This is a genomic window from Paraburkholderia sp. SIMBA_027 (assembly GCF_046535315.1).
GTDB classification, from domain to species: domain Bacteria; phylum Pseudomonadota; class Gammaproteobacteria; order Burkholderiales; family Burkholderiaceae; genus Paraburkholderia; species Paraburkholderia tropica.
Genome location: NZ_JAWRWY010000009.1, coordinates 134,508 through 160,702, shown reverse-complemented (window position 1 = coordinate 160,702; position 26,195 = coordinate 134,508). Strand labels below are relative to the sequence as shown.

Sequence of the window (26,195 nt, the reverse complement as noted above, 5' to 3'; positions counted from 1 at the left end):
CGCTCAATGTGATGAACGAAAGCCGGTGGTCCGCGGAATGGCTCAGATTAAAGCTTCGACAAACGCACCATTGATACGACGAATACTGCGAAGTTTTCCGATCTTTACGCCAGGCGCAGGATGGAATGAGGCGGGAACTCAAAGACAGTGCGCTGATTCGTCTGATTTAAAGACGTGAAACCAGGCTGAAAACGCCATTTCTCTGCGCACTGAGAGGATATTAGACGTTTTTAAATCAGGTTGCAGCGCACAATATCAGATAACCATTACAGTTGTTTTATCGATACGCATTGCCATATTGGTGTGAATTATGTTGGGCAACGCACAGAATTGCGCGAAATGACTGGAGCCTGGCGGCGCACGCTCATCGGCAGCCTTTAGGCTTGCCTTTTGATGCTTTTTTAACCCGCGAAACCGGGCGAGGAATCCGCCGATGAATGCCATGCGCTTTCTTACGATGTCCGCATTCGCGTGTTCGAGTGATGCGTGGCCGACACACAAATCGGGCGACAGGCGATCGATACGCGTAGCGGCTGTTGCGACGCACACGACTGCATTCATCGCACGAGACGTAGTTGCAGCGCCATCGACAGACGTATCGAGCTCATCGGTCCCTGACGCGCGGCTGACGAGCAGCTTCCGAACAACCCTCTCGCGGCGCATCGCGCATGCGTCGGCACAACGAGAGCGTTCGAAACATCAGCACGATAGCAATGCGCAACGCGACGCATGCTGCACATTGGCGTGCTTCAAGCTCGCGCGCTTCAAGTTCGCATTCTTCGCCATGACACTGGTGTTCGGCGTGCTGGCTTCAGCAAGCTGCCGCGCCGACGAAGCCGCCTCGTGCCGCAGCGCGCCGGGCAACGCCGCCGCGCCCGCGGGCGACGAACCGATCACGGCCGATACCCCGGGCAGCGACGGCACGCGTCTCTTTGCGCGCGGCAAGAGCGTGCGCATCGACGTGGTGACGCGCGCGAAAGGCGACGACAAGGTGCAATGGCGGATCGACGATACATGGAGCCGCACGCAGGCCAGCGGCAGTTTCGCCGTGACCGGCGGCACGCGCGTGACGACGCTCACCTGCACGCTGCCGCAAGCGGGTTATTTCGCATTTTCGGCGACGCTCGCGTCGATGGCTTCGGACCCCACCGGCAGCTTGCCTCAACGCGGCACGCGGCCGGCCGGCATCACGAGCTTCGGCGTGTTGCCCGACGTGAACGCCGTGCTGCCCGCGCCGCGTTACGCGCGGCAGGACCTGCATCGCTTCGGCGGCCAGGGCACCGCGTTCATCGCGCCCGGCCAGCATTGCTGTGGCGGCGACGGCTATCGTCCGCTCTATACCGATCTCGGCCTCTCGTGGGCCAACGACGAGCGCAAGTGGTACACGATGGAGCCGAACGGGCCGAACACCTTCGATCCTTCGAAGCCGCAACTCGCAAGCTGGTTCGAGCGCGGCGACATCATGCGGCTGATCCTGCTCGACGGCATTCCGAAATGGGCCGCGCCGCCCGACAAGGCCGCGCAGATCACCGACACATTCACGCACAGCTACGCGCCCGCCTCGCAGGCCGCGCTGCGCGATTTCATGACGCGCGTGGGCACCGAGTCGGCGCGCGTGCGCGCGAAGACCTTTCCGCGCCAGTCGCGCAATTACTATCAGGTGACGTGGGAGCCCGACCCCGATGGCGGCCTGCCCTGGCGCGACACCGATGCGAATTTCGTCGCGACCTATGCGTCGGTGTATCAGGGCATTCACGCGACGGACCCGAACGGCGTCGTGATGGGGCTCACGTACTCGGGCGTCGGCGACAACGCGAAGTGGCTCAAACACTTCGCACAACTGGGTATTGCGCGCTATCTCGACGGCATGACGATCCACGGCTATTACGATTTCGGCACGAGTCCCTCGCATCCGCCCGAACGCGTGATCGATACAGGCGTCGGAAAAGGGCCCGCGCTGCCCACCGCGATGCGCGATCTGCGCGCGACCATGCGCGATCTGCTCAAGCCCGGCGCGCCGTTGTTCGTCACCGAAACCGGCATCAGCTACGACATCGGCAAGACCTACGGCCCGCACTATCCGGATGCGCAAACGCTCTACGCGCAAGGCGCGGTGGTCGCGCGCACGCATCTGATCATGCTCGGCGAAGGCGCGGACGTGACCTACGTGTTCTATTCGCAGGACATGCCGCAAACGTCGGCGGGCTATGGCGTGTTCTTCGAACTCGATCACGCGCAAGGCGCGTACGGCGCGGGCAACATCAGTCCGAAGCCCGCCGCGCTCGCGGTTGCGGCGATGACGCGTCTGGTCGACGGCACGATCACGCTCGGCCCGCTGCGCAACACGCCGCCGGGCGTCTATGCCTACGCGTTCGCGCGGCCCGACGGCAAGGTGATCACGGCGCTCTGGAGCCACGACGACGCGCGCTGGAGCGCGAGCGCCGGCTTCGACGCGAAGCGCGCGACCAACTGGACGTTGCAGGTGGACGCGCGCGGCAGCGCGGGCAACGTGAGCGTGTTCGACATGATGGGCAACGCGAGCACGATGAGCTACAAGGACGGCATGCTGCCGCTGAGCCTGACCGAATCGCCGGTCTACGTGGTGTCGGGCAACGCGGCCATCGCAAAAGCGAACGCGATCACGCCGGCGGGTTACGTCACGCGGTAGCGCTTGCGGAGGCCGCGCGGCCTCCGCCTTCATTTCGCGCCATTCCAATAGCTGGGATCGTGACGCCGATCGAACCGGCAAGGCAAGCGCGAATGCGCAACTTGGCCCGCGATAGCGAAACTTCGGCGGCAAACGACAGTGCGCCACGAAATTGACACGCCTAGACTGCTGTTGAACGCGCTGCGGCCTGCTTCGCCGGTTTCGTCCAGTCGTCCGCCACGCATACGAGGCGAGCGCGCGTCGGGTTGTGCCCTCTCCACTCCCACTGGACCGCTCGCTCATGCTGTCGCCAACCGAATTTCTCGACGTGGTGCGTCTCGCGCCGCTCGTCGCGATCGACCTGATCGTCGTGGACGCGCAAGGCCGCGTGCTGGTCGGCCAGCGGCGCAATCGTCCCGCGCGCGGCACATGGTTCGTGCCGGGCGGACGCATCCGCAAGGAGGAACGGCTCGACGCGGCGTTCACGCGCATCGTCGAAACGGAGCTCGGCATCGCGGGCATGCAACGCGCGGCGGCGCGCTTCGGCGGCGTGTACGAACACCTGTATCCGGATAATTTCGCGGCGGAGAACGGCATCGGCACGCACTATGTCGTGCTCGCCTACGCGTTCACGCTCGACAGCACGGTGCCGGTCGGGCGCTTCGATCAGCACAGTCAGTACGCGTGGCTCGCGCCCGAAGAACTGCTCGTGCGCGACGACGTGCATCCGAATACGAAGGCTTATTTTTCCTGAGCGATTGTTGTGGCGATGTGGCGATGTTGCCGGTGAAGGCGAACGCGCGCGAGCGCCAGGCGCGCGTTCGTGGGATGGCGTTTGCGTGAATGCGTTTGCGCGATCGCGTCTTCAGGTCGCCGTGAGCGGCGTGGCGAAGTCGTCGGCTGCGTCGGCGTCGGGTACATCGCGCACGAGATGCAGATCCGGCCCATCGTGCGGCGTGTGCGGCGTGTGCGGCTTGCGCGGCTCGCGCGCGGCCTGCGCCGTGTCACCCTCGTTGCCGTCGCTGCGCTCGCGCGCCTGCAGCCACGCGCCGAATGCCTCGCCCACTTCGGCGTGACGCAGCGCGTACTCGACGGTCGCCTGCAAGTAGCCGAGCTTGCTGCCGCAATCGAAGCGCCGCCCCGTGAAGCGATGCGCGAGCACCTGCTCGTCGGCGAGCATCGATTGGATCGCGTCGCTCAACTCCACTTCCTCGCCCGGCGCGGGACGCAAGCGGCGCAGATGATCGAAGATGCCCGGCATCAGCACATAGCGGCCGACCACGCCGAGCGTCGAAGGCGCCTCGTCGGGAGCGGGCTTTTCGACGATGCCGCACATGCGGAACACGTGCTCGTCCCACGCGCGCCCTTTGACGACGCCGTACGCGCCCGCATCCGCGCGCGCGATCTCCTCGACCGCGACGAGCGAGCAGTGATAGTGATCGAAGCGCCGCGCCATCTGCGTGAGCACGGGCGGCTGTGCGTCGATCAGATCGTCGGCGAGCAGCACGGCGAACGGTTCGTCGCCGATGATCTTCTGCGCGCACAGCACCGCGTGGCCGAGCCCGAGCGGCTCCGGCTGGCGCACGAAAATGCACTCGACGTGCGACGGCTTGATGCTGCGCACGGTCGCGAGCAGCTCCGCCTTGCCGCGCGCTTCCAGCTCGCGCTCGATCTCATAGGACTTGTCGAAGTGATCCTCGATCGCGCGCTTGCCGCGACCGGTCACGAAAATCAGTTCGGTGATGCCGGCGGCCACCGCTTCCTCGACGGCGTACTGGATCAGCGGCTTGTCGACCACCGGCAGCATTTCCTTGGGACTCGCCTTGGTGGCCGGGAGAAATCGCGTGCCGAGACCGGCAACCGGAAATACCGCCTTGCGCAGCTTGATCATGTTCGCCTCGCCGTTCGGTGGATCGCGCCGCCGCAAACGCCGGGCGCGGGAGTTGCCGTGGGGTTTGCCGCTTCGTCGTGAGCCTCGCGCGATCGCCGCGCGACGCTTGCCGGGTATCGATATTGCAGCGGCTCGCGCCGCGCCCGGTCACGAAGGATGCGAGGCCAGCTTAACCAGCGCATATCGAGCCATTCTGCCAATCTCTCGGCGTTTTCCGACTGCGGCGAGCGGCGCACGCGACACCGCGCCTATCATGAACCCCAGTCAAACGTGGCGCGCGAGCGCCCCGAACAATGCAACGTACTCCTGCGAATCCATCCTTGCGCGAGGAACCGGCCATGCACATCGATCGGGTGATCTGCCGGCAAGCCGCCTTACGGACGCGCCCCCACCTTAAGCTGGCGACCATGGCCAAACGTATCGGCATCCTGGTTTTCGAGGGCTTTCCGCTCGGCGACGTGAGCCTGCTCGCCGACGTATTTCGTATCGCGAACGATGCGGGCGTCGGGCCGCTGCCGGTCTATTCGCTCGCCGTGCTCTCGGAGGACGGCGGCAGCGTCGCGAGCGGATGCGGTCTGCGAATCTGGACCGATAGCGTGCACGGCCCGCTGCGCAACGGCTTCGATACGCTCTTCATCGCGGGCGGTCCCGGCGCCGAGGAGGCGCGCGAAAACGAGCGGCTGCTTGCGCGGTTGCAGGCGCTCGCGCCAAAGGTGCGCATCATTCGCGCGCTCGGCGAAGGACGCACCGTGCTCGCGGCCGCCGATGTCTCGTTTCTGCGCAGCGGCCTGATCGCGGCGGCGTCGGCGCAACGGCTGCGGCGCGCGCTCGAAGCGCATCACGCGTGCGCCTCGGTGGTCACGCCGCCCGAGGCGCTGATCGCCGCGCTCAAGGTGCTCAAGCGCAATCACGGCGTGGCGCTCGCGCAGCGCGTTTCGGACGATACGATGCCGGGCGCGTGGGAACGTCTCGGCCCGATGCTCGACGATGGCGAATCGGACAGCCCGAACGGCAAGATCAGCTCGGCCGCGCACTGGCTGCGCGAGAACTACCATCAGCCCATTTCGGTCGCCGACGCCGCGCGCGTCGCGCAAATGAGCATGCGCAACTTCCTGCGCCACTTCAAGACGCAGACCGGGCTCACGCCGTCCGAATATCTGCTGCGCGCGCGGCTCGACGCGAGTTGTCTGCTGCTCGCGCAGACCAATCTGCCGATCGACGAAATCGCGCAACGCTGCGGCGTGCCGCGCGGCGAGCGGCTTGCGCGGATCTTTCGACGCCGCCTGTCGATATCGCCCTCGGGCTATCGCGCGGTGAACCGGCGCGCGTCGAACGAGTGAGCGACAAACGCCATGCAAAACGCCGCGAGGTCGTGCAGACCGCGCGGCGTTTTTTGTGTCGCCATGGCGCCCTGAAAGCGCCTTCGCGTGAACCTGGTTACAGCATGCCCGAACCGAAGATCTCGGTGTGGATGCGCGCCGGATCGACACCGCGCGCCACGAGCGCTTCGCGCTGTGCGCGCATGAACGCGACCGGGCCGCAGAGGTAGTAGTCGGCATCCGGCAACATCACGTCGGCTTCGACGCGGCCGATGTCCAATCGGCCCTCGAAGTCGTAGTCGACGCCCGCGCGATCGTCAGCGCCGACCGCTTCGTAGAACACCACGCGCTTGAGGTTCGGATGCTCGGCGGCGCTGCGGCGCAGCCAGTCCTTGAACGCGTGCACGCGGCCGTTGCGGCAGGCGTGCACGAACGCGATCTTGCGCTCGCTGCGTTCCGCCAGCAGCGTGGCGAGCATCGACGTCATTGGCGTGATGCCGACGCCGCCGCTCATCAGCACGACCGGCGTGCTCTTCTTGCGGTCGAGCGTGAATTCGCCCATCGGCGCACTCACGTGCACGATCGTGCCCTCTTCGACATCGGCGTGCAGGATGTTCGAGACGTGGCCCGGTTGCGTGTCGGCGCGGCCATCCTCGCGCTTGACCGAAATGCGCAGCCAGCGGCCGTGCGGCGCATCGGAGAGGCTGTACTGGCGCGGCTGATCGACGCCCAGCTGGTCGACGTAGCGCGTCACGCTCACGTACTGGCCCGGTTCGAAGCCGCCCGCGCTCGCGCCGTCGGCCGGCGCCAGATAGAACGAGGTGATTTCGTCGCTCTCGACCTGCTTGCGCATCACCTTGAACGGACGGAAACCGCTCCACGACGCGGCTTCATAGAGCTTCGCCTCGGCGCCGATCATGATGTTCGCAAGCTGCTCGTAGGCCACGGCCCAGGCGTCGAGCGTCGGCTGATCGACCGCCTCGCCGAGCACGTCGACGACCGCCCCCAGCAAATGGCGACCGACGATCGGATAGTGCTCAGGACGGATGTTCAGGCTCGCGTGCTTGTGCGCGATGTGCGTGACCGCGCCGCCGAGCGCGCCCAGATTGTCGATATTGGCCGCGTACGCATAGACGGCGCGCGCGAGCGTTTCGGGCTGGCTGCCGCTCTTCTGGTGCGTCTGGTTGAAGATGTTCTTCAGTTCCGGATGCGCGTTGAACATGCGCTGGTAGAAGTGCTTCGTGATCGTCGTGCCGTGCTCGGCGAAAACGGGCGCGGTGGCCTTGACTCGGGCAATCTGGTCGGCGGTGAGCGCAGTCATGTGCGGCTTCTCCTCGTTAAAGATGTACGTACAATACATCTTTAACGAGGACGCGCTAACCCAGGCATTTTGTCGCACCCTGCGACAGATAATCCGACGCATCCACGAAATTAAGGGTGCGACCATAACGTGGACTGATGCAGTGCGCGGCGATCGTGTGCCGCTGTTCAGGACGTCCGCGCTTGCTCGCCGACTCAGCCTATTCGTTCGAGAATTCGGCGCCGCGTGCTGCGCCGCGGTCGTGACGCCAGTACACATCGTCGCCTCCCGCCGCGCGGTTGAGCACGCGTGAAAGCACGAACATCAGATCCGAAAGCCGGTTCACGTAGCGACGCGGCGCCGCCTCGATCGCCGCGCCCGACTCGCCGAGCGCCACGATTGCCCGTTCCGCGCGGCGGCAGGCCGTGCGGCACACGTGCGCGAGCGCGGCGGGACGCGAGCCGCCTGGCAGAATGAATTCCTTGAGCGGCGGCAGCGTGGCGTTCCAGGCCGCGAGCCAGTCGTCGAGGCGAGCCAGATGCGTGTCGGTCACCATCGTGTGGCCGGGCATGCAGAGTTCGCCGCCCAGATCGAACAGGTCGTGCTGGATCGCGACGAGCGCGGCGCGCACGTCGTCGGGCAGCGGCTCGCACAGCAGCACGCCAATCTGCGAATTGAGTTCGTCGACGTCGCCGATCGCCGCAATACGCGCGTCGTCCTTGCTGACGCGGCTGCCGTCGCCGAGTCCCGTCGTGCCGTCGTCGCCGGTGCGCGTGGCGATCTTGCTCAGGCGATTGCCCATCGTGTTTCTCCCAAAACGTAGATTCCGTAGATGCCGTCGATGCGCGAACCCGTCGTGCATCGACCGGATTGCGGCAGCATGTGCGCGGCTCATTATAGATAGGGCTGTGCGACCCGCCGCTGCCCGTCGTGCAGCGCAGCATGCGCCCGCGCGCGCCGACCGAGGCGCAAACGCGTACGCGAACGTTCAGCGTAAAATGAAACGCACCAGTTAGCACGACCCACACGCATAGAGGCCGGTCTGCGCGATCGGCCACGCCAACGAAGGAGACACCCGCGTGAATCATCCCGCGCCGCCGGCTCTCGCACGCCGCCCGTTCCCCGCCGAACTCCTCGACGCCTTGCGCAGCGCTTTCGGCGAGCGCGTCTCGACCGCCGAAGCCGTGCGCGCCCATCATGGCCGCGACGAGTCGCGTTTCGACCCGCAACTGCCCGACGCCGTGGTGTTCGCGCAGAGCACCGAAGACGTGCAAACCATCGTCAAGCTGTGCGCGCGCCACCAGGTGCCGATCATTCCGTACGGCAACGGCTCCTCGCTCGAAGGCCATCTGCTGGCCGTGCAAGGCGGCGTATCGATCGACCTCTCGCAAATGAACCGCGTGCTCTCGATCAACGCCGAAGACCTCACCGTCACCGTCGAGCCCGGCATCTCGCGCAAGCAGCTCAATGAAGCGCTGCGCGACACCGGCCTGTTCTTCCCGATCGACCCGGGCGCGGATGCGAGCATCGGCGGCATGTCGGCGACGCGGGCCTCGGGCACCAACGCCGTGCGCTACGGCACGATGCGCGAGAACGTACTGGGCCTGACCGCCGTCCTCGCGGACGGCCGAGTGATCAAGACCGGCACGCGCGCGCGCAAGTCGTCGGCGGGCTACGACCTCACGCGCCTGTTCGTGGGCTCCGAAGGTACGCTGGGCGTGATCACCGAAATCACCGTGCGCCTGTATCCGCAGCCGGAAGCGGTGTCGGCGGCGGTATGCGCGTTTCCCTCGATGGCCGAAGCCGTGCGCGCCGTGATCGAAACGATTCAGATGGGCGTGCCGATCGCACGCGTGGAATTCATCGACGCGCTCGCGGTGCGCGCAATCAACAAGCATTCGAACCTCGGCCTGCGCGAGAAGCACACGTTGTTCTTCGAGTTTCACGGCACCGAAGCGGGCGTGGCCGAACAGGCGCAAACCGTGCAGGAACTGGCGGCGCAAAACGGCGGCGAAGGGTTCGAATGGGCCACGCGCCCCGAAGACCGCAGCCGCTTGTGGAACGCGCGTCACAGCGCCTACTTCGCGATGCTGCAACTCAAACCCGGCTGCCGCGCCGTGACCACCGACGTCTGCGTGCCAATCTCGCGCCTCGCCGAATGCGTGGCGGAAACCGAAGTCGACCTGAAGGCCTCGGCGCTGCCCTGCCCGATCGTGGGCCACGTGGGCGACGGCAACTTCCACGTGGCGATCCTGATCGACCCCGACAAGCCCGACGAAATCGACGAGGCCGAACGCCTGAACCATCGCATCGTGCAGCGCGCGATCCGCATGGACGGCACCTGCACGGGCGAGCACGGCGTGGGGCTGCACAAGATGGACTTCCTCGTGGAAGAGCACGGCGCCGATACCGTCGACACCATGCGCGCCATCAAGCATGCGCTCGATCCGCATAATCTGATGAATCCCGGCAAGATTTTCAGCTGGGCGGCGTAAGCTGGCTGGTTGGTGCACGCGTTGCAAGCGTCGCAATGCGAGGCGCGCCGCGAGACGCGCGCCCGCCAAGTCTGCAGCGGCTGACACGACAGAGACGACTGACACGGCTGCGGCCAGCGCAGTAGCATCGGCAGCTACCGCCGCCGCACGCGGCGAACCCCACGAGCAGGAGGAGACATGAACGCACCCGAGGCGAAGATGCCCGAACTCTCGCCCGAAGCCCTCGCGCAGCGGCAGCGCGAGGTGGTTCAGGCACTGATGGCGGTGCTGCCCGCGCATTGCCTGCTGCACCGGGAAGAAGACACCGTGGCCTACGAGTGCGACGGCCTCGCGGCCTACCGGCGCCTGCCGCTCGCGGTGGCATTGCCGGAAACCGAGTCGCAGGTCCAGCGCATCGTGCAGATCTGCCGACGCCTCGACGTGCCGATCGTGCCGCGCGGCGCGGGCACGGGCCTGTCCGGCGGCGCCATGCCGATCCGCCACGGCATCGTGCTTTCGCTCGCGCGCTTCAAGCGCATTCTCGAAGTCGATCCTTACGCACGCACGGCCACCGTACAGCCGGGCGTGCGCAATCTGGCCGTTTCCGAGGCGGCCGCGCCTTACGGTCTCTATTACGCGCCCGATCCGTCGTCGCAGATCGCCTGCACGATCGGCGGCAATGTTTCCGAAAACTCGGGCGGCGTGCACTGCCTCAAGTACGGCCTCACCGTGCATAACGTGCTGCGCGTGCGCGCGGTCACGATGGACGGCGAGATCGTGGAGTTCGGCTCGCTCGCGCTCGACGCGCCGGGGCTCGATCTGCTCGCAGTCATGATCGGCAGCGAAGGCATGTTCGCCATCGTGACCGAAGTGACGGTCAAGCTGATCCCGCGTCCGCAGACCGCGCAGGTCATCATGGCGAGCTTCGACGACGTGGTGAAAGGCGGCGACGCCGTGGCCGGCATCATCGCGTCCGGCATCATTCCCGCCGGTCTCGAAATGATGGACAAACCCGCCACGCGCGCCGTGGAGGAATTCGTGAAGGCGGGCTACGACCTCGACGCAGCCGCGATCCTGCTGTGCGAGGCCGACGGCACGCCCGAGGAAGTCGCCGACGAAATCGCGCGCACGACCGTCGTGTTGCGCGAACATGGCGCGACGCGTATCCAGATCTCGCGCACCGAGGAAGAACGCCTGCGCTTCTGGTCGGGCCGCAAAAACGCCTTCCCCGCCGCCGGGCGCATCTCGCCCGACTATTACTGCATGGACGGCACGGTGCCGCGCCGCGCGATTGGGCCGCTGCTCGCGCGCATCCACGAAATGGAGGCGCAGTACCGGCTGCGCTGCATCAACGTGTTCCACGCGGGCGACGGCAACATGCACCCGCTGATTCTCTTCAACGGCAACGATCTCGACGAATGGCACCGCGCCGAGGCCTTTGGCGCCGATATCCTCGAAACCTGCGTCGAACTGGGCGGCACGGTCACGGGCGAGCACGGCGTGGGGATCGAAAAGATCAATTCGATGTGTGTGCAGTTCTCGCCCCAGGAGCGTGATGCGTTCCATGCCGTAAAGCACGCGTTCGACCCGGCGGGCCTGCTCAATCCCGATAAAGGCATCCCCACGCGCGCGCGCTGCGCCGAATACGGCCGCATGCACGTGCGCGGCAATCTGCTGCCGCATCCCGATCTGCCGCGTTTCTGAGCCACGCGCCGACGCGGGCGCGCGCCGCGCTGCGGCGGCTTCATCGAGCCTGCGCGGCGGCAGCCACACGGGACGATGCGAGGAGGCACGCGGCTGCGCACGCCGAATCGGCCCGCTCGGCATGCGCAGCGCATGCGCTTTGCGGGGTGTCATGCGCGCCGGGTCGCGCCCTCGGTCAACCACCCTTGCGAACGCGCGCCATGCGGGCCTGCCCCGGGTTGTCAGCACGGGGCGCGTCAGTACAATCGAACGCACCACAACGACAAACGCGCCATGGACGACATGGAAGAAGAGGACATCGTCGCGAGCTGGTCCGAGCGCATTCGCGCGGCGACCGCCGACGGCCAGCCGCTGCGTATTCGCGGCGGCGGCACGAAAGACTGGTATGGCCAGGCGCTCGAAGGCGAGGTGCTCGACACGCGCGCGCACCGCGGGATCGTCGCCTACGATCCCGCCGAACTGTTGGTCACGGCGCGCGCGGGCACGCCGCTGCTGGAGATCGAGCAGACACTGGCGGCGCGCGGCCAGATGCTGGCGTTCGAGCCGCCCCACTTCGGCACCCAGGCCACGCTCGGCGGCTGCGTTGCCGCGGGCCTCGCCGGGCCCCGGCGTGCGGCGGCAGGCGCGGCGCGCGACTTCGTGCTGGGCGCCGTGGTCATGAACGGCCACGGCGAGGTGCTGCACTTCGGCGGCCAGGTCGTGAAGAACGTGGCGGGCTACGACGTGGCGCGGCTCATGGCGGGGTCGCTCGGCACGCTCGGCCTCATGCTCGAACTCTCGGTCAAGGTACTGCCGGTGCCGCAGGCCGAAACCACGCTGCGCTTCGACATGAACGGCACCGACGCCGTGCGCAAGCTCAACGAATGGGGCGGCCGCCCGCTGCCGATGACGGCCAGCGCCTGGCGCAACGGCACGCTGGCCGTGCGTCTGGCGGGCGCCGAAGCCGCCGTGAAGTCCGCGCGCACCGCGCTCGGCGGCGAGGTGGTGGACGCCGTGGAAGCCGAACGCTTCTGGGCGGGCCTGCGCGAGCAAACCGACCCGTTTTTCGCCTCCATCGCGCCCAATGCCGCGCTCTGGCGTCTCGCACTGCCCTCGATCGCCGAGCCGCTGCAATTGCCCGGCGCGCAGTTGATGGAATGGGGCGGCGCGCAGCGCTGGTGGATTACCGAAACCGACGCGCAGACGGTGCGCATCACCGCCAAGCAGGCGGGCGGCCACGCCACGATGTTCCGCACCGGGCACGAGTACGACCGCAGCGCGGGCGTGTTCACGCCCCTGCCCGCGCCACTGATGAAGATCCATCGCGGCCTGAAAGCCGCGTTCGACCCGGCCCGCATCTTCAATCGCGGCCGCCTGTATTCCGACTTCTGACCTGACCATCACGCGGCGATGCAGACGAACCTCGCGGACTTCATTCGCAACACCCCCGACGGCGACGAAGCCGACGCGATCCTGCGCAAGTGCGTGCATTGCGGCTTCTGCACCGCGACCTGCCCGACGTACCAGTTGCTCGGCGACGAACTCGACGGCCCGCGCGGGCGCATCTATCTGATGAAACAGATGGTGGAAGGCGCGACGGTCTCGAAAAGCACGCTCACGCACCTCGACCGCTGCCTCACCTGCCGCAGTTGCGAGACGACCTGCCCCTCGGGCGTGCAGTACGGCCGGCTCGTGGAAATCGGCCGCAAGCTCGCCGAAGAGCGCGTGCCGCGCCCGCTGCGCCAGCGTCTGACCCGGCGTTTTCTGGCGGGCTTCCTGCCGCGCCGCATGCTGTTTTCGCCGGCCATGCGCTTCGCCCAGCAAGTGCGCGCCCTGCTGCCGCGACGGCTGCGCGACAAGGTGCCGGTGCGCCAGCGCCCGCTCGCCTGGCCGACCGCGAAACACGCCCGCAAGATGCTGATGCTCGCCGGTTGCGTGCAGCCTTCGATGATGCCCAACATCAACGTGGCCACGGCGCGCGTGCTCGACGCGCTGGGCATCGAAACCGTGGTGGCCCCGCAGGCGGGCTGCTGCGGCGCGATCCGTCTGCACATGGGTTACGCCGACGACGCCCTGAACGACGTGCGCGCGAACATCGACGCCTGGTGGCCGCATATCGAGCAAGGCGTGGAGGCGATCGTGATGAACGCCTCCGGCTGCGGCACGACGGTCAAGGAATACGCGCACCTGATGCGCCACGACCCCGTCTACGCGGAGAAGGCGCGGCGGGTTGCGGAACTCACGCGCGACCTGGCCGAGATCCTGCCGCCATTCGAGGACCAGTTGCTCGCGGCCACGCGGCGGCGCGGCATTCATACCGTGGCGTACCACCCGCCCTGCACGCTGCAACACGGCCAGCAGTTGCGCGGCGGCGTGGAGCACGTGCTGCGCGCGCTCGGGCTCGACGTGCGTCTGCCCGTGGACAGTCACCTGTGCTGCGGCTCCGCGGGCACCTATTCGATCACGCAGCCGCGCCTCTCGTACACACTGCGCAATCAGAAGGTGGATCGGCTCAAGGCGCTGGAGCCGCAACTGATCGTCTCGGCCAACATTGGCTGTATCGCACACCTGCAAAGCGGCACGGCGATTCCGGTCACGCACTGGATTGAGTTGATCGAACATATGCTGGCGGCGAATTGAGGCCGGCAAGGCGCCGGACGTCGAAAAAACACGTCCCAGCGTAGCGATTCGCCGATCGCGCCAACAGTCGGCCGGATGGCGTAGGAGCCAATCCGTCAGGGCTCGCGACGCCGATGCGCACCGTCAGAAATTGCCCCCCGCATGACGCCGAAAAGCCCTACGTCTTTCGGCGGAGGTTTCGCGGCCCGGCGCAGTCCGTATAATTGCCTTCGTTCGTTTCATGTGCGCCGTAACGGCCGCGGGCAGCGCTGCGCGGCCGGCCTCCAATCCGATGACCGATCTCGTCCACAACCTCGAAGCCGTCCATGAGCGCATCGCCGCCGCCGCCCGCAGTGCGGGGCGCGCGCCGGAATCCGTTGCGCTGCTCGCGGTGTCGAAAACCTTCCCCGCCGACGACGTGCGCGCCGCGCATGCCGCCGGTCAGCGTGCGTTCGGCGAGAACTACGTGCAGGAAGCGGTGGACAAGATCGAGGCGCTCGCGGACCTGCGCGCGAGCCTCGAATGGCATTTCATCGGGCCGCTGCAATCGAACAAGACGCGGCCCGTGGCCGAGCGTTTCGACTGGGTCCATTCGATCGATCGACTGAAGATCGCCCAGCGCCTGTCGGAACAGCGACCCGCGGGCATGCCGCCGCTCAACGTGTGCCTGCAGGTCAACGTGAGCGGCGAAGCTTCCAAGAGCGGTACCGCGCCGGAGGAAGCCGTACAAATCGCACACGCCATCGCCGCGTTGCCCAACCTGCGCCTGCGCGGGTTGATGTCCATTCCCGAGCCGGCTGAAACGCCCGAGGCGCAACGTGCGCCGCACCGGCAGCTGCGCGAGCTGTTCGACGCGCTGCGCGCCGACGGCCTCGCGCTCGACACGCTCTCCATGGGCATGTCGGCCGACCTCGAAGCGGCCGTGCTCGAAGGCGCCACGATCGTGCGCGTCGGCACCGCGATCTTTGGCGGGCGCGATTATTCTCACTGATTCAAGTACGCACTCCACACCATGAAAATTGCCTTCATCGGCGGCGGCAACATGGCCGCCGCACTCATCGGCGGTCTGATCCGCAAGGGCGTTCCCGCCGCCAACCTGTATGCGATCGATCCGAACGAGGACGCCCGCAAGCGCAGCGAGGAACAGTTCGGCGTGCGCACCGGCGCGGGCGCCGACGCGGCGCTGGCCGACTACGACGCCATCCTGCTCGCGGTGAAGCCGCAGATCGCCAAGGTCGTCGCCGAATCGCTCGCCCCGCATCTGGGCGCGCATCAGGTCGTCATCAGCATTCTCGCGGGCATCCGCATCGAAGATCTGTCGCGCTGGCTCAAGGGCCACACGCGCATCGTGCGCACGATGCCCAACACGCCCGCGCTGATCGGCATGGGCGCGACCGGTCTCGTCGCGAGCGGCGGCGTGGACGCGGCGGGCCGCGAACTCGCCTCGAACGTGCTGGGCGCGGTCGGCCAGACCGTCTGGTTCGACGACGAGAGCAAGATCGACGCCGTCACGGCCATCTCGGGCAGCGGTCCGGCCTACGTGTTCTATTTCATCGAAGCGCTCGAGGAAGCCGCCCGCCAGCTCGGCATGGACGAGCAGCAAGGCCGCGCGCTCGCCATCGCCACGTTCGCGGGCGCGGCGCAACTCGCGCTGCAGTCGGATGAAACGCCCGCGGTGCTGCGCGAGCGTGTCACGTCCAAGGGCGGCACCACGGCGGCGGCGCTCGCGTCGTTCGACGCCTCGGCCGTGAAGGACGCCATCGTGCGCGGCGCACTGGCCGCCGACGCGCGTGCGAAGGAAATGGGCGAAGAGTTCGGCAAGCAGTAAGCCGCACGAGCCGCAGGCGCGGCGGTAGGGAGTCGCTGTCACGCGGCGTCTCACCGTGCGTCGCGGTGTTTGCCATGTGGTCGCGCGGTGTTTGCCACGTGTTCACCACGTCGCGCATCGCGCGTCATGCGTGATTCGCTGCGCCAACCGGCAGCGCAAAGAAAAAGCGCCTCGAATTTCGAGGCGCTTTTTTTACACTCGCAACGTGCGTCGCGCTTACGAACCGGCCACGAGGTAATGCGCGGCGATGCCCACGAACAGCACGCCGCCGAGCCAGTTGTTGTGACGGAACGCGGCGAAGCACGCCATGCGCTCGCGGTGCTGGATAAGCGTGTAGTGATAGATCGCGCAGCCCACGGCCGCCGCCCAGCCGAGCCAGTAAAGCCAGCCGAATTGCAGCGTCATGCCCACCCACACGTAGATGCCGAGCGTGACCGCATAGCAGAGCATGATTGCGAACACGTCGTAGCGGCCGAACGTGAGCGCCGAGGTGCGAATGCCGATCTTGATGTCGTCGTCGCGGTCGACCATCGCGTACTCGGTGTCGTAGGCCACCGACCAGAACACGTTCGCGATCAGCATGATCCATGCGAGCGCAGGCACGTGGTCCTGAATCGCGGCGAAGGCCATCGGAATGCCGAAACCGAACGCAATGCCCAGATACGCCTGTGGAATCGCGAAAAAGCGCTTGGTGAACGGATAGGACGCGGCCACGAACAGCGCCACCACCGACAACTGCTTCGTGAGCCCGTTGAGCGGCAGGATCAGCAGAAACGAGACGATCGCGAGACCGGCGGCGATTGCCACCGCTTCCCACGCGCGGATGCGGCCCGAGGTGATCGGCCGTTCGGCGGTGCGTTTGACGTGACGGTCGAAATCGCGGTCGGCGTAATCGTTGATCGCGCAGCCCGCCGAGCGCATCAGCACCGTGCCCACCGTGAAGATCACGAGCAGCGAGAGCGACGGATGGCCGTTCGAGGCGATCCACAGCGCGTTGAGCGTCGGCCACAGCAGCAACAGGCTGCCGATCGGCTTGTCCATGCGGACGAGCCGCAGATAGAGCGGGAGTCGGGCGAACATGATGGGAGCGCGAAAAACGATGCCGCTATTGTAGGCCACGGCGGCGGCGCTTCGCCGCGAGTTCATCATCGGCGCGCGCGGGAAATCGGGCACGATGCGTCCGCGAAGCCGCGCTCGCACGCCCTCGAACACGCACCGTCAATGAAAAAGCCCGCCGGATCAACCAGCGGGCTTTGTGTCCCGGCATCGGCGCGTGGCGCTTTAACCGGGGATCATGCACATCAACCGTGTATCAAGCCAGCAGCGAACGCAGCATCCACGCGGTCTTTTCATGCGTCTGCATGCGCTGCGTGAGCAGGTCGGCGGTCGGCTCGTCGTTGGCGGCTTCCGTTGCCGGGAAGATCGCGCGCGCGGTGCGCACCACGGCTTCCTGGCCTTCCACGAGCTGGCGGATCATGTCTTCGGCGGCCGGCACTCCGTCGGCTTCCGGAATCGACGAGAGCTTCGCGAAGTCCTTGTAGCTGCCCGGCGCGTGCACGCCCAGCGCGCGGATGCGCTCGGCGATCGCGTCGACGGCCAGCGCCAGTTCGTTGTACTGCCCTTCGAACATCAGGTGCAGCGTATTGAACATCGGACCCGTGACGTTCCAGTGGAAGTTGTGCGTCTTCAGATACAGCGTGTAGGTGTCCGCGAGCAGGCGCGAAAGACCGTCCGCGATCTTCTTGCGATCCTTGTCGCTGATGCCGATATTCACGTGCTGCACAGCAGATTTCTTGGCCATGATGACTCCTATTTATAGCAGTGAGACTTCCGGTCGCTGGCGTCGCGTTCGCCTCGATACCGCAGGCGCCCCGCAAACGCTCGATCGGGCGTCAGTGTAGCGTAAAACCCAAGGGCATCCGGCCCCAAGGTCGGACAAGGCACAAGCAGCGCGTGTTCCCGGCGTCGTCAGCGCGCGACGAAATGCGCCAGAGCCTGTGCGGCGATCGCCACGAGCGTGCTCGTCAAGATGCCGTAGCTCACCACGCGGCGCACGAACTGCGTGCCCTGCGCGCGCGTGCGCGCCATCTCGGCGCCGCGTCCCGCGCCGACGGTCTTGAGCGTCATCGTCATCGTTCTGGTCATGATCCTGCTCCTTTGCTTGAGGCTCGCGGCCTCGTCCTCGGTTCCTGCGGCGCGGATGATGGGCGCGGATGATGGGCGCGGCGGGACGTCGATACGCCCCGCCGCTGCTTTCAGCACCACTCCGTGCACTACTCCCTGATTTACCTGCCTTTTATCGCTTTACTTCGACTTCGTTTCCGCGAGCGCCGCCATCGCGGCGATCACGCCTTCCGCGTAAGCCGGATCGGCACGGCGGAAATGTTCGAGTTGCACCTGTACGATTTCCGACGGCACGCCGGCGATATGCCGCGCGATGTTCGCGAAGAGACGCTCGCGCTGACCGGCGTCGAACAGGCGGAACAGCGCGCCCGGCTGGCTGTAGTAATCGCCGTCCTCGCGATGATCGTAGTGATCGACCGCACCGGCCGCGAGCGGCGGCTCGCCTGCGCCGGGACGCTGCGCGAAGTCGCCGAAACGGTTCGGCTCGTAATTCACGTTGCCGCCGAGATTGCCGTCGGTGCGCATCGCGCCATCACGGTGATACGAGTGGAACGGGCAGCGCGGCGCGTTCACGGGAATCTGGTGATGGTTCACGCCGAGGCGGTAACGCTGCGTGTCGCCGTACGAGAACAGCCGGCCCTGCAACAGACGATCCGGCGAGAAGCTGATGCCCGGCACCACGTTCGCAGGCGTGAACGCAGCCTGCTCGACGTCGGCGAAATAGTTCTCCGGATTGCGGTTCAGTTCGATCGTGCCCACGTCGATCAGCGGGTAATCCTTGTGCGGCCACACCTTCGTGATGTCGAACGGGTTGTACGGCACCTTCGCGGCATCGGCTTCCGGCATCACCTGCACGCGGAAATGCCACTTCGGGAAATTGCCCTTCTCGATCTCGTTGAACAGATCGCGCTGCGCCGATTCGCGGTCCTGCGCCACCACTTGCGCGGCTTCGGCGTCGGTGTAGTTCTCCACGCCCTGCGCCGACTTGAAGTGGAACTTCACGTAGAAGCGCTCGTTGTTCGCGTTGATGAACGAGAACGTGTGCGAACCGAAGCCGTGCTGCTGGCGATAGTTCTTCGGAATGCCGCGATCGCTCATAAGGATCGTCACCTGATGCAGCGATTCCGGATGACGCGACCAGAAGTCCCACGCCGCCACGTTGCTGCGCATGTTGGTGCGCGGATCGCGTTTTTGCGTGTGGATGAAGTCGGGGAACTTGAGCGGATCGCGGATAAAGAATACCGGCGTGTTATTGCCGACGATGTCCCAGTTGCCCTCTTCCGTGTAGAACTTGATCGAGAAACCGCGCACGTCGCGCTCGGCGTCGGCGGCGCCGCGCTCGCCTGCAACCGTCGAGAAGCGGATGAAGAGCGGCGTTTCCTTGCCGACTTCGCCGAACACCTTCGCCTTCGTGAAGTGCGAAATGTCGTGCGTGACCTTGAGCGTGCCGAACGCGCCCGAGCCCTTGGCATGCACGCGACGCTCGGGAATCACTTCGCGGTCGAAGTGCGCGAGCTTTTCGAGCAGCCAGACGTCCTGGAGCATCACGGGGCCGCGCGGGCCGGCGGTCTGCGAATTCTGGTTATCGACGACGGGGGCGCCTGCGGCCGAGGTGAGAGTGCGTTCGGTCATCCTGGACTCCTGGGTTTCGTGGGGATTGAGGCGTACAGCCAATTGCGGGGATTCGATGCGGCGCGGAATTCGATGCGGCGGATATTCAGGCCGATTCAGGCCGACAGCGCGCGGTCGACGAGCAGCGAAAACGCGACGGTGCGCAAACTCGACGCAACGCGCGACGGTGCGTGGTTGACAGCGGACGTGTTGGCCTGGTTTTGCATCGCTTCCTCCGGTTGATCGTGTTGGGGATCGGTTGAGGAAACTGTATCAAACGCTATTGATAGTGATAAGTTGATTTATTTAATCTATCGAATAGACTGAGTTTATTGGGGTCGCAAGGCGTGTCGGAATTGAGGAATGGGAGCGCGGACGAATGCCTGCGCGGAGGGAGGAAAACGCCGCGCCCTATGTCAGGGCGCGGCGCGACAACGGAAGGAAAGCGTTAGACCGCCTCGACCGGCGCTTCGATCTTCTTCACGCCGGGCAATTCGCAGGCGTGAATCGCATCGACGATCGCTTCGATCGCGGGCATGCGCGTGAAGCTCTTGCGCCATGCCAGCACGACGCGGCGATCGGGCACGGGTTCGTCGAACGGCACGTACGAAAGCAGGCCCGAATCGACGCCGCCCGCATGCGGCTTGACCTCGGTCACCGACATACGCGGCAGCACCGTAATGCCCACGCCGCTCGCGACCATGTGACGGATGGTTTCCAGCGACGAGCCCTCGAAGGTTTTCTGGATGCCGTCCGCGTTCTGCGAGAAGCGCATCAGTTCCGGACACACGCCGAGCACGTGGTCGCGGAAGCAATGACCGCTGCCGAGCAGCAGCATGGTTTCCTGCTTGAGATCGTCCGGATCGATCTTCGGGCGCTTTTCCCACGCATGGCCCGAAGGCAGCGCGACCACGAACGGTTCGTCGTAGAGCGGACGCAGCGTGAGGCCCGTTTCCGGGAACGGCAGCGCCATGATGGCCACGTCGATCTCGCCCTGCTTGAGCAACTCGATCAGCTTGAGCGTGTAGTTCTCCTGCAGCATCAGCGGCATCTGCGGGACGCGCTTGATCATCTGCTTGACGAGCGTGGGCAACAGATACGGCCCGATGGTGTAGATCACGCCGAGGCGCAGCGGCCCGATCAGCGGGTCCTTGCCCTGCTTGGCGATTTCCTTGATGGCGAGCGTCTGCTCCAGCACGCGCTGCGCCTGCGTGACGATCTGCTCGCCGATTGGCGTGACGCTCACCTCGCTCGTGCCACGCTCGAAAATCTGCACGTTGAGTTCGTCTTCGAGCTTCTTGATCGCCACCGACAGCGTCGGCTGGCTCACGAAGCAGGCTTCCGCGGCCCGTCCGAAGTGGCGCTCGCGAGCAACCGCGACGATGTATTTCAATTCAGTGAGCGTCATTTCTAGGGACCAATCAAAAAGGGTGAATCAATAGTTTGTACTTATACACCTATGGCGGCGATTCGCCAATAATCAACGCCCCTATGCGGGGCGGGATCACGAACAGGGTCAGACGGCGAGAACGCGCGCAGGTTCCGCGCGCGTGCCGTCAGCATGAGAAATGATCTGTTTACGCCTTCAGATTACGCCTTCAGGTACTGCTCGCGCGCACCCAGCCAGCGGTTCAGATGCTGCGTGACCACGTGCGGATACTCGTGCAGCAGGCGTTCGGCCGCGTCGCGGGCCGGGTCGATCAGCCAGGTGTCGGTTTCGAGATTGGCGAAGCGCAGCATGGCCGCGCCCGACTGGCGCGCGCCGAGAAACTCGCCGGGGCCGCGAATTTCGAGGTCGCGGCGCGCGATCTCGAAACCGTCGGTGGTTTCGCGCATGGTTTGCAGACGCGCGCGGCCCGTGGGCGACAGCGGCCCGGTGTAGAGCAGCACGCAGACCGACGCTGCCGTGCCGCGCCCCACCCGCCCGCGCAACTGGTGAAGCTGGGCGAGACCGAAGCGCTCGGCGTGCTCGATCACCATCAGCGACGCATTGGGCACGTCCACGCCCACTTCGATCACCGTCGTCGCCACCAGCAACTGCACTTCGTTGCGCGAGAAGCCGTCCATCACGGCCGCCTTGTCCGCCGACGCGAGGCGCCCGTGCACGAGCCCGACGGTCAGTTCGGGCAGCGCGGCCACGAGCGTTTCATAGGTCTCCACCGCCGTCTGCAACTGCAGCGTTTCGCTTTCCTCGATCAGCGGACACACCCAGTACACCTGACGCCCCGTGAGCGCCGCCGCGCGCACGCGCGCGATCACTTCCTCGCGGCGCGCGTCGGAGACGAGCTTGGTCAGAATCGGCGTGCGGCCAGGCGGCAGTTCGTCGATGGTCGACACGTCGAGGTCGGCGTAATAGGTCATCGCCAGCGTGCGCGGGATCGGCGTCGCGGTCATCATCAACTGATGCGGCTGGAACTCGCGTTTCGCGTCGTCCGGCGACTTCGCGTTCTGCGCCTTCGCGCGCAAGGCAAGGCGCTGCTCCACGCCGAAGCGATGCTGTTCGTCGACGATCACGAGACCGAGGCGCGCGAATTCCACGGCGTCCTGAATGATCGCGTGCGTGCCGATCACGAGCTGCGCGGTGCCGAGCGCGGCGGCTTCGAGCGCGGCGCGCTTTTCCTTCGCCTTGAGGCTGCCCGAGAGCCACGCCACCTGCACGCCGAGCGGTTCGAGCCAGCCGCGCAGCTTGCGCGCGTGCTGCTCCGCGAGGATTTCGGTGGGCGCCATGAGCGCGGCCTGATAACCGGCGTCGATGGCCTGAGCCGCCGCGAGCGCCGCGACCACGGTCTTGCCCGCGCCCACGTCGCCTTGCAGCAGGCGCTGCATCGGATGCGGCTGTTCGAGATCGTGCGCGATTTCGCCCACCACGCGTTCCTGCGCGTTCGTCAGCGTAAACGGCAGTTGTTCGCGCAGACGCGCGAGCAGCGTGGTCTCGCTCTTGCGGCCCGCGACGTGGCGCGGCATGGCGGGCGCGGCGCGCGTGCGGCGTTCCTCGTGCGCGCGCTTGAGCGAGAGCTGCTGCGCGAGCAGTTCGTCGAACTTGATGCGCGTCCAGGCGGGGTGCGTGCCGTCGATCAGCGCGTGCTCGTCGGCGTTGATGGGCGGATGGTGCAGCGTGCGCACCGCGTCCATCAGGCCGGGCAGATCGAGCGGCGCCATGAACTCGCGCGCGACGGATTCCGGCAGCAGTTCGGGCAGATGCGCGCGCGACAGCGCGTTGTCGATGGCCTTGCGCAGATACGCCTGGCTCACGCCCGCCGTCGACGGATAGACCGGCGTGAGCGCCTGCGGCAGCGGCGCGTCGCCTTCCACGACCTTCACGGCCGGATGCACCATCTCCATGCCGAAGAAGCCGCCGCGCACGTCGCCGCGCACGCGCAGGCGTTTGCCGACGGCCATCTGCGTGACCTGCGAGCCGTAGAAGTTCAGGAAGCGCAGATGCAGTTCGTCGCCGTTGTGGTCGCGCAGTTTGACGACGAGCTGGCGGCGCGGCCGATACGCGACTTCGTTGTCGAACACCACGCCTTCGGTCTGCGAGACGCCGCCGGGCAGCAGCTCGCCGATGGGCGTGAGCGTGGTTTCGTCCTCGTAGCGCATGGGCAGATGCAGCACGAGGTCGATGTCGCTGCGCAGGCCGAGCTTGGCGAGCTTGTCGGCGGTTTTGGCGAGCTTGGGTTTGTCCTTCTCTTTTGCGCTTTCTTTCGCGCTTTCCTTCGCCTTCGCTTTCGCGTCGTCTTCCGCCGGTTTCGCGGCGCTTTTCTTCGCGGCCGCGCGCTTGCGCGGCGCGGGCGCGTCCGCCGTTTCGTCGCGCGCGTCCGCACGCGGGTCGTCGTGCGGGACGCTCGCGGGATCGGCTTCGGACATCATTCGACTAACGGACGAGGGCATGGGCGGCTTCGCAAGTACAATATCGGCTTTCCGGTCAGGCGCGGCGCATCGGCGCGACTGCCTGCCGTGCAGGCCGCCTCGTCGTGCGTACCCCCGCAATCATAGCGTTTCAGGGCGCGCGGGCAGACAGTCCGGGCGCTTTTTTGGGGCGCGAGCGGGCCGCCCGGGCGAGTTCCGGGTACGTTCCAGGTGCGTTCCGAACGTGTTCCCGGCGCACTCCGGGCGCGGCACAGACCGCCGCAACAACCGCTTTTCACCGCCGCGCGCCGCACCGTCGGCGTAGTGCCGTTTGGCGCATTTCCGTTTCATCAGGCCGCATGTTCAAGCTTTCCGATTTCGATTTCGATCTTCCCGAAGCACTGATCGCGCAGATCGCCCTGCCCGAGCGCAGCGCGAGCCGCCTTCTGGAAGTGGACAATTCCGTCCAGCCCGCGCGGCTGACCGACCGCACCGTCGCGGATCTGCCCGCGTGCATCGCGCCCGGCGATCTGCTGGTGTTCAACGATACCAAGGTGCTGAAGGCGCGTTTCTTCGGCCAGAAGGCCAGCGGCGGCAAGATCGAGGTGCTCGTCGAGCGCCTGACCGGCGCGCGCACGGCGCTCGCGCAGATCCGCGCGAGCAAGAGCCCGGCGCCCGGCACCACGCTGCGTCTGGCCGACGCCTTCGACGTGACGGTGGGCGAGCGCGTCGAGCCGTTCTACACGCTGCACTTCCCCGACGACTGCCTCACGCTGATCGAGCAGTTCGGCCGTCTGCCGCTGCCGCCGTACATCACGCACGACGCCGACGCCGGCGACGAAACCCGCTACCAGACCGTGTTCGCGCAGAATCCGGGCGCGGTGGCCGCGCCCACGGCGGGCCTGCACTTCGACGACGCGCTGTTCGCGAAGCTCGACGCCCAGGGCGTGGAGCGCGCAACGCTCACGCTGCACGTCGGCGCGGGCACGTTCCAGCCGGTGCGCGTGGAAAACATCGCCGATCACACGATGCACAGCGAGTGGTATCAACTGCCGCAATCGCTCGTCGACAAGATCGCCGCCACGCGCGCGCGCGGTGGCCGCGTGATCGCCGTGGGCACCACCTCGATGCGCGCGCTCGAAGCCGCCGCGCGCGACGCCGAGCGCGAAGGCCACCCGCTCGCGGCCACCCAGGCCGAAACCGACATCTTCATCACGCCGGGCTATCAGTTCCGCGTGGTGGACCGGCTCGTGACGAACTTCCACCTGCCGAAATCGACGCTGCTGATGCTGGTGTCCGCGTTCGCGGGCATCGAAACGATTCGTGCGGCGTATCGTCACGCCATCGCCGAGCGTTATCGCTTCTTCAGCTACGGCGACGCCATGCTGCTCACGCGCACCGCAGACGCGCTCAAGGCATAAAGCCAGGCATTAAAGCCGCCACCGTTCCCCGCCGCCGCGCGCGTCAAACGTCGCGCGGCGGCGCATCACCATCCGCGCCGGACTGTTTTCCGGTTGCACAGGAGTCAAACGCATGACCGACGGTCAGCAAAGCAACGCACGCGCCGAACACGGCGCCTATCTGGGCGAACGCCCGCAAAACGGCCTGAAATTCGAACTGCTCGGCACCGACGGCCTCGCGCGCCGCGGCCGCGTCACGCTCAATCACGGCGTGGTCGAAACGCCGATCTTCATGCCCGTGGGCACCTACGGCACCGTCAAGGCGACCCAGCCGCGCGAGCTGGAGGAGATGAAGGCACAGATCATCCTCGGCAACACCTTCCACCTCTGGCTGCGTCCGGGTCTGGAAACCATCGAAGCGCACGGCGGCCTGCACCGCTTCATGGGCTGGAACCGGCCGATCCTCACCGATTCGGGCGGCTTCCAGGTGTTCTCGCTCGGCGACCTGCGCAAGATTTCCGAAGACGGCGTGCGCTTCGCCTCGCCCGTGAACGGCGACAAGCTGTTCCTCTCGCCCGAAGTGTCGATGCAGATCCAGAAGGTGCTGAACTCGGACATCGTCATGCAGTTCGACGAATGCACGCCCTACGCGACCAACGGCGTGCCGACCACGCACAAGGAAGCCGCCGACTCCATGCGCATGTCGATGCGCTGGGCGCAGCGCTCGATCGACGAGTTCAACCGCCTCGGCAACCCGAACGCGCTGTTCGGCATCGTGCAGGGCGGCATGTTCGAGGATCTGCGCGACGAATCGCTCGCCGGTCTGTCGCAGATGCCGTTCCACGGCTACGCGATCGGCGGGCTCTCGGTGGGCGAGCCGAAGGAAGACATGATGCGCGTGCTCCAGCACGTCGCGCCGAAGCTGCCCGCCGACAAGCCGCATTACCTGATGGGCGTGGGCACGCCGGAAGATCTGGTGGCGGGCGTGGCCGCGGGCGTCGACATGTTCGACTGCGTGATGCCGACCCGCAACGCGCGCAACGGCTGGATCTTCACGCGTTTCGGCGACATCAAGATCCGCAACGCCACGCACAAGAACTCGCTGCGTCCGCTCGACGAGCAGTGCGGCTGCTACACCTGCCGCCACTTCACGCGCGGTTATCTGCATCACCTGCACCGCGTGGGCGAGATTCTCGGCGCGCAGCTCAACACGATCCACAACCTGCATTACTACCTGGAACTGATGAGCGAGATGCGCGCGGCAATCGAGACGAAGACCTTCGAGGCCTTCCGTCAGCGTTTCGCCGAAAACCGCGCGCGCGGGGTGGACTGAGCCGGACCGACTCTGATCGAGCCCCGATCGGGTCCCGATCGCAGCGCCGGCGCGCGCTTTCGAAGGTTTCCGATCGCGCGCGACGGCGAGTGCCGCCAGACTTTACAATTACCTTTCGCG

20 protein-coding genes and 1 pseudogene are annotated in these 26,195 nt (G+C 66.3%); 11 read left to right on the top strand and 10 right to left on the bottom strand.

The window, feature by feature from the left end; translation table 11 throughout:
• Window positions 1–255: 255 nt before the first annotated feature.
• Entirely contained in the window at window positions 256–561 is a 306-nt protein-coding gene (locus SB764_RS18560) for a hypothetical protein (RefSeq protein WP_124261797.1), read from the bottom strand.
• 223 nt (window positions 562–784) lie between these two features.
• On the opposite strand from SB764_RS18560, the gene SB764_RS18555 reads away from it, so the two are divergent.
• Both SB764_RS18555 and SB764_RS18550 read left to right on the top strand, forming a co-directional pair.
• The gene (locus SB764_RS18555; RefSeq protein ID WP_143064401.1) at window positions 785–2,668 is read left to right on the top strand and encodes a hypothetical protein; all 1,884 of its coding nucleotides are present in this window, start codon (window positions 785–787) and stop codon (window positions 2,666–2,668) included.
• A 280-nt stretch (window positions 2,669–2,948) separates the two neighbouring features.
• The gene (locus tag SB764_RS18550) at window positions 2,949–3,401 is read left to right on the top strand and encodes a GDP-mannose mannosyl hydrolase (RefSeq protein WP_065065084.1); all 453 of its coding nucleotides are present in this window, start codon (window positions 2,949–2,951) and stop codon (window positions 3,399–3,401) included.
• Window positions 3,402–3,677: 276 nt separating this feature from the next.
• Here the strand turns inward: SB764_RS18550 and galU are convergent.
• Window positions 3,678–4,538, bottom strand: a pseudogene (galU, locus tag SB764_RS18545) (UTP--glucose-1-phosphate uridylyltransferase GalU); the annotation flags it as partial.
• A gap of 407 nt (window positions 4,539–4,945) precedes the next feature.
• Here galU and SB764_RS18540 point away from each other — a divergent pair.
• The gene (locus SB764_RS18540) at window positions 4,946–5,878 is read left to right on the top strand and encodes a GlxA family transcriptional regulator (RefSeq protein WP_231957756.1); all 933 of its coding nucleotides are present in this window, start codon (window positions 4,946–4,948) and stop codon (window positions 5,876–5,878) included.
• Window positions 5,879–5,975: 97 nt separating this feature from the next.
• On the opposite strand, the gene hmpA is transcribed toward SB764_RS18540, so the two are convergent.
• Both hmpA and SB764_RS18530 read right to left on the bottom strand, forming a co-directional pair.
• Entirely contained in the window at window positions 5,976–7,178 is a 1,203-nt protein-coding gene (gene hmpA / locus SB764_RS18535) for an NO-inducible flavohemoprotein (protein ID WP_065065086.1), read from the bottom strand.
• Window positions 7,179–7,377: 199 nt separating this feature from the next.
• On the bottom strand, window positions 7,378–7,959 hold the full coding sequence (locus SB764_RS18530) for a cob(I)yrinic acid a,c-diamide adenosyltransferase (RefSeq protein ID WP_074981574.1): 582 nt from the start codon (window positions 7,957–7,959) through the stop codon (window positions 7,378–7,380).
• Between the two features lie 277 nt (window positions 7,960–8,236).
• Between SB764_RS18530 and SB764_RS18525 the strand changes: the two genes are divergently transcribed.
• The 6 genes from SB764_RS18525 to proC all read left to right on the top strand — a co-directional run bounded on the left by SB764_RS18525 (window position 8,237) and on the right by proC (window position 15,761).
• The gene (locus SB764_RS18525) at window positions 8,237–9,652 is read left to right on the top strand and encodes an FAD-binding oxidoreductase (RefSeq protein ID WP_321854910.1); all 1,416 of its coding nucleotides are present in this window, start codon (window positions 8,237–8,239) and stop codon (window positions 9,650–9,652) included.
• A gap of 177 nt (window positions 9,653–9,829) precedes the next feature.
• Window positions 9,830–11,335, top strand: coding sequence for an FAD-linked oxidase C-terminal domain-containing protein (locus SB764_RS18520; RefSeq protein WP_065065089.1), 1,506 nt, complete (start codon window positions 9,830–9,832; stop codon window positions 11,333–11,335).
• A gap of 282 nt (window positions 11,336–11,617) precedes the next feature.
• Window positions 11,618–12,706 carry a glycolate oxidase subunit GlcE gene (gene glcE / locus SB764_RS18515; RefSeq protein WP_410864373.1) on the top strand — a complete coding sequence of 363 codons (1,089 nt, stop codon included), beginning with the start codon at window positions 11,618–11,620 and terminating at the stop codon, window positions 12,704–12,706.
• Window positions 12,707–12,724: 18 nt separating this feature from the next.
• Window positions 12,725–13,954, top strand: a complete 1,230-nt coding sequence (glcF, locus tag SB764_RS18510) for a glycolate oxidase subunit GlcF (protein ID WP_410864279.1) — start codon at window positions 12,725–12,727, stop codon at window positions 13,952–13,954.
• 271 nt (window positions 13,955–14,225) lie between these two features.
• A complete protein-coding gene (locus SB764_RS18505) occupies window positions 14,226–14,924 on the top strand; it encodes a YggS family pyridoxal phosphate-dependent enzyme (protein WP_065065174.1) in 699 nt (232 codons plus the stop codon).
• Between the two features lie 21 nt (window positions 14,925–14,945).
• Window positions 14,946–15,761: a pyrroline-5-carboxylate reductase gene (gene proC / locus SB764_RS18500; RefSeq protein ID WP_065065091.1), complete on the top strand. Its 816-nt coding sequence runs from the start codon at window positions 14,946–14,948 to the stop codon at window positions 15,759–15,761.
• 216 nt (window positions 15,762–15,977) lie between these two features.
• Here the strand turns inward: proC and ubiA are convergent, their stop codons facing one another.
• The 6 genes from ubiA to recG all read right to left on the bottom strand — a co-directional run bounded on the left by ubiA (window position 15,978) and on the right by recG (window position 23,384).
• Window positions 15,978–16,841 (bottom strand): 4-hydroxybenzoate octaprenyltransferase, encoded by an 864-nt coding sequence (gene ubiA / locus SB764_RS18495; RefSeq protein WP_065065175.1) that lies wholly within the window; start codon window positions 16,839–16,841, stop codon window positions 15,978–15,980.
• 232 nt (window positions 16,842–17,073) lie between these two features.
• Window positions 17,074–17,562 (bottom strand): Dps family protein, encoded by a 489-nt coding sequence (locus tag SB764_RS18490; protein ID WP_065065092.1) that lies wholly within the window; start codon window positions 17,560–17,562, stop codon window positions 17,074–17,076.
• A 167-nt stretch (window positions 17,563–17,729) separates the two neighbouring features.
• Window positions 17,730–17,906: a hypothetical protein gene (locus SB764_RS18485; RefSeq protein WP_156773907.1), complete on the bottom strand. Its 177-nt coding sequence runs from the start codon at window positions 17,904–17,906 to the stop codon at window positions 17,730–17,732.
• Window positions 17,907–18,065: 159 nt separating this feature from the next.
• Window positions 18,066–19,517 (bottom strand): catalase, encoded by a 1,452-nt coding sequence (locus SB764_RS18480; protein WP_065065093.1) that lies wholly within the window; start codon window positions 19,515–19,517, stop codon window positions 18,066–18,068.
• 427 nt (window positions 19,518–19,944) lie between these two features.
• Entirely contained in the window at window positions 19,945–20,904 is a 960-nt protein-coding gene (locus tag SB764_RS18475) for a hydrogen peroxide-inducible genes activator (protein ID WP_065065094.1), read from the bottom strand.
• Window positions 20,905–21,086: 182 nt separating this feature from the next.
• Window positions 21,087–23,384 (bottom strand): ATP-dependent DNA helicase RecG, encoded by a 2,298-nt coding sequence (recG, locus tag SB764_RS18470; RefSeq protein WP_074981569.1) that lies wholly within the window; start codon window positions 23,382–23,384, stop codon window positions 21,087–21,089.
• 317 nt (window positions 23,385–23,701) lie between these two features.
• Here recG and queA point away from each other — a divergent pair, with 317 nt between their 5' ends.
• Both queA and tgt read left to right on the top strand, forming a co-directional pair.
• Complete coding sequence (gene queA / locus SB764_RS18465; protein WP_321854916.1) at window positions 23,702–24,763, top strand: tRNA preQ1(34) S-adenosylmethionine ribosyltransferase-isomerase QueA; 1,062 nt, start codon at window positions 23,702–23,704, stop codon at window positions 24,761–24,763.
• Between the two features lie 112 nt (window positions 24,764–24,875).
• Window positions 24,876–26,075 (top strand): tRNA guanosine(34) transglycosylase Tgt, encoded by a 1,200-nt coding sequence (gene tgt / locus SB764_RS18460; RefSeq protein ID WP_176080377.1) that lies wholly within the window; start codon window positions 24,876–24,878, stop codon window positions 26,073–26,075.
• Window positions 26,076–26,195: the final 120 nt, after the last annotated feature.

Excerpts from the sequence above, each read along its gene's own strand:
- SB764_RS18560 (WP_124261797.1), bottom strand. The coding sequence starts at position 561 with ATGAATGCAGTCGTGTGCGTCGCAACAGCCGCTACGCGTATCGATCGC.
- SB764_RS18555 (WP_143064401.1), top strand. The coding sequence starts at position 785 with ATGACACTGGTGTTCGGCGTGCTGGCTTCAGCAAGCTGCCGCGCCGAC.
- SB764_RS18550 (WP_065065084.1), top strand. The coding sequence starts at position 2,949 with ATGCTGTCGCCAACCGAATTTCTCGACGTGGTGCGTCTCGCGCCGCTC.
- SB764_RS18540 (WP_231957756.1), top strand. The coding sequence starts at position 4,946 with ATGGCCAAACGTATCGGCATCCTGGTTTTCGAGGGCTTTCCGCTCGGC.
- hmpA (WP_065065086.1), bottom strand. The coding sequence starts at position 7,178 with ATGACTGCGCTCACCGCCGACCAGATTGCCCGAGTCAAGGCCACCGCG.
- SB764_RS18530 (WP_074981574.1), bottom strand. The coding sequence starts at position 7,959 with ATGGGCAATCGCCTGAGCAAGATCGCCACGCGCACCGGCGACGACGGC.
- SB764_RS18520 (WP_065065089.1), top strand. The coding sequence starts at position 9,830 with ATGAACGCACCCGAGGCGAAGATGCCCGAACTCTCGCCCGAAGCCCTC.
- glcE (WP_410864373.1), top strand. The coding sequence starts at position 11,618 with ATGGAAGAAGAGGACATCGTCGCGAGCTGGTCCGAGCGCATTCGCGCG.
- glcF (WP_410864279.1), top strand. The coding sequence starts at position 12,725 with ATGCAGACGAACCTCGCGGACTTCATTCGCAACACCCCCGACGGCGAC.
- SB764_RS18505 (WP_065065174.1), top strand. The coding sequence starts at position 14,226 with ATGACCGATCTCGTCCACAACCTCGAAGCCGTCCATGAGCGCATCGCC.
- proC (WP_065065091.1), top strand. The coding sequence starts at position 14,946 with ATGAAAATTGCCTTCATCGGCGGCGGCAACATGGCCGCCGCACTCATC.
- ubiA (WP_065065175.1), bottom strand. The coding sequence starts at position 16,841 with ATGTTCGCCCGACTCCCGCTCTATCTGCGGCTCGTCCGCATGGACAAG.
- SB764_RS18490 (WP_065065092.1), bottom strand. The coding sequence starts at position 17,562 with ATGGCCAAGAAATCTGCTGTGCAGCACGTGAATATCGGCATCAGCGAC.
- SB764_RS18485 (WP_156773907.1), bottom strand. The coding sequence starts at position 17,906 with ATGACCAGAACGATGACGATGACGCTCAAGACCGTCGGCGCGGGACGC.
- SB764_RS18480 (WP_065065093.1), bottom strand. The coding sequence starts at position 19,517 with ATGACCGAACGCACTCTCACCTCGGCCGCAGGCGCCCCCGTCGTCGAT.
- SB764_RS18475 (WP_065065094.1), bottom strand. The coding sequence starts at position 20,904 with ATGACGCTCACTGAATTGAAATACATCGTCGCGGTTGCTCGCGAGCGC.
- recG (WP_074981569.1), bottom strand. The coding sequence starts at position 23,384 with ATGCCCTCGTCCGTTAGTCGAATGATGTCCGAAGCCGATCCCGCGAGC.
- queA (WP_321854916.1), top strand. The coding sequence starts at position 23,702 with ATGTTCAAGCTTTCCGATTTCGATTTCGATCTTCCCGAAGCACTGATC.
- tgt (WP_176080377.1), top strand. The coding sequence starts at position 24,876 with ATGACCGACGGTCAGCAAAGCAACGCACGCGCCGAACACGGCGCCTAT.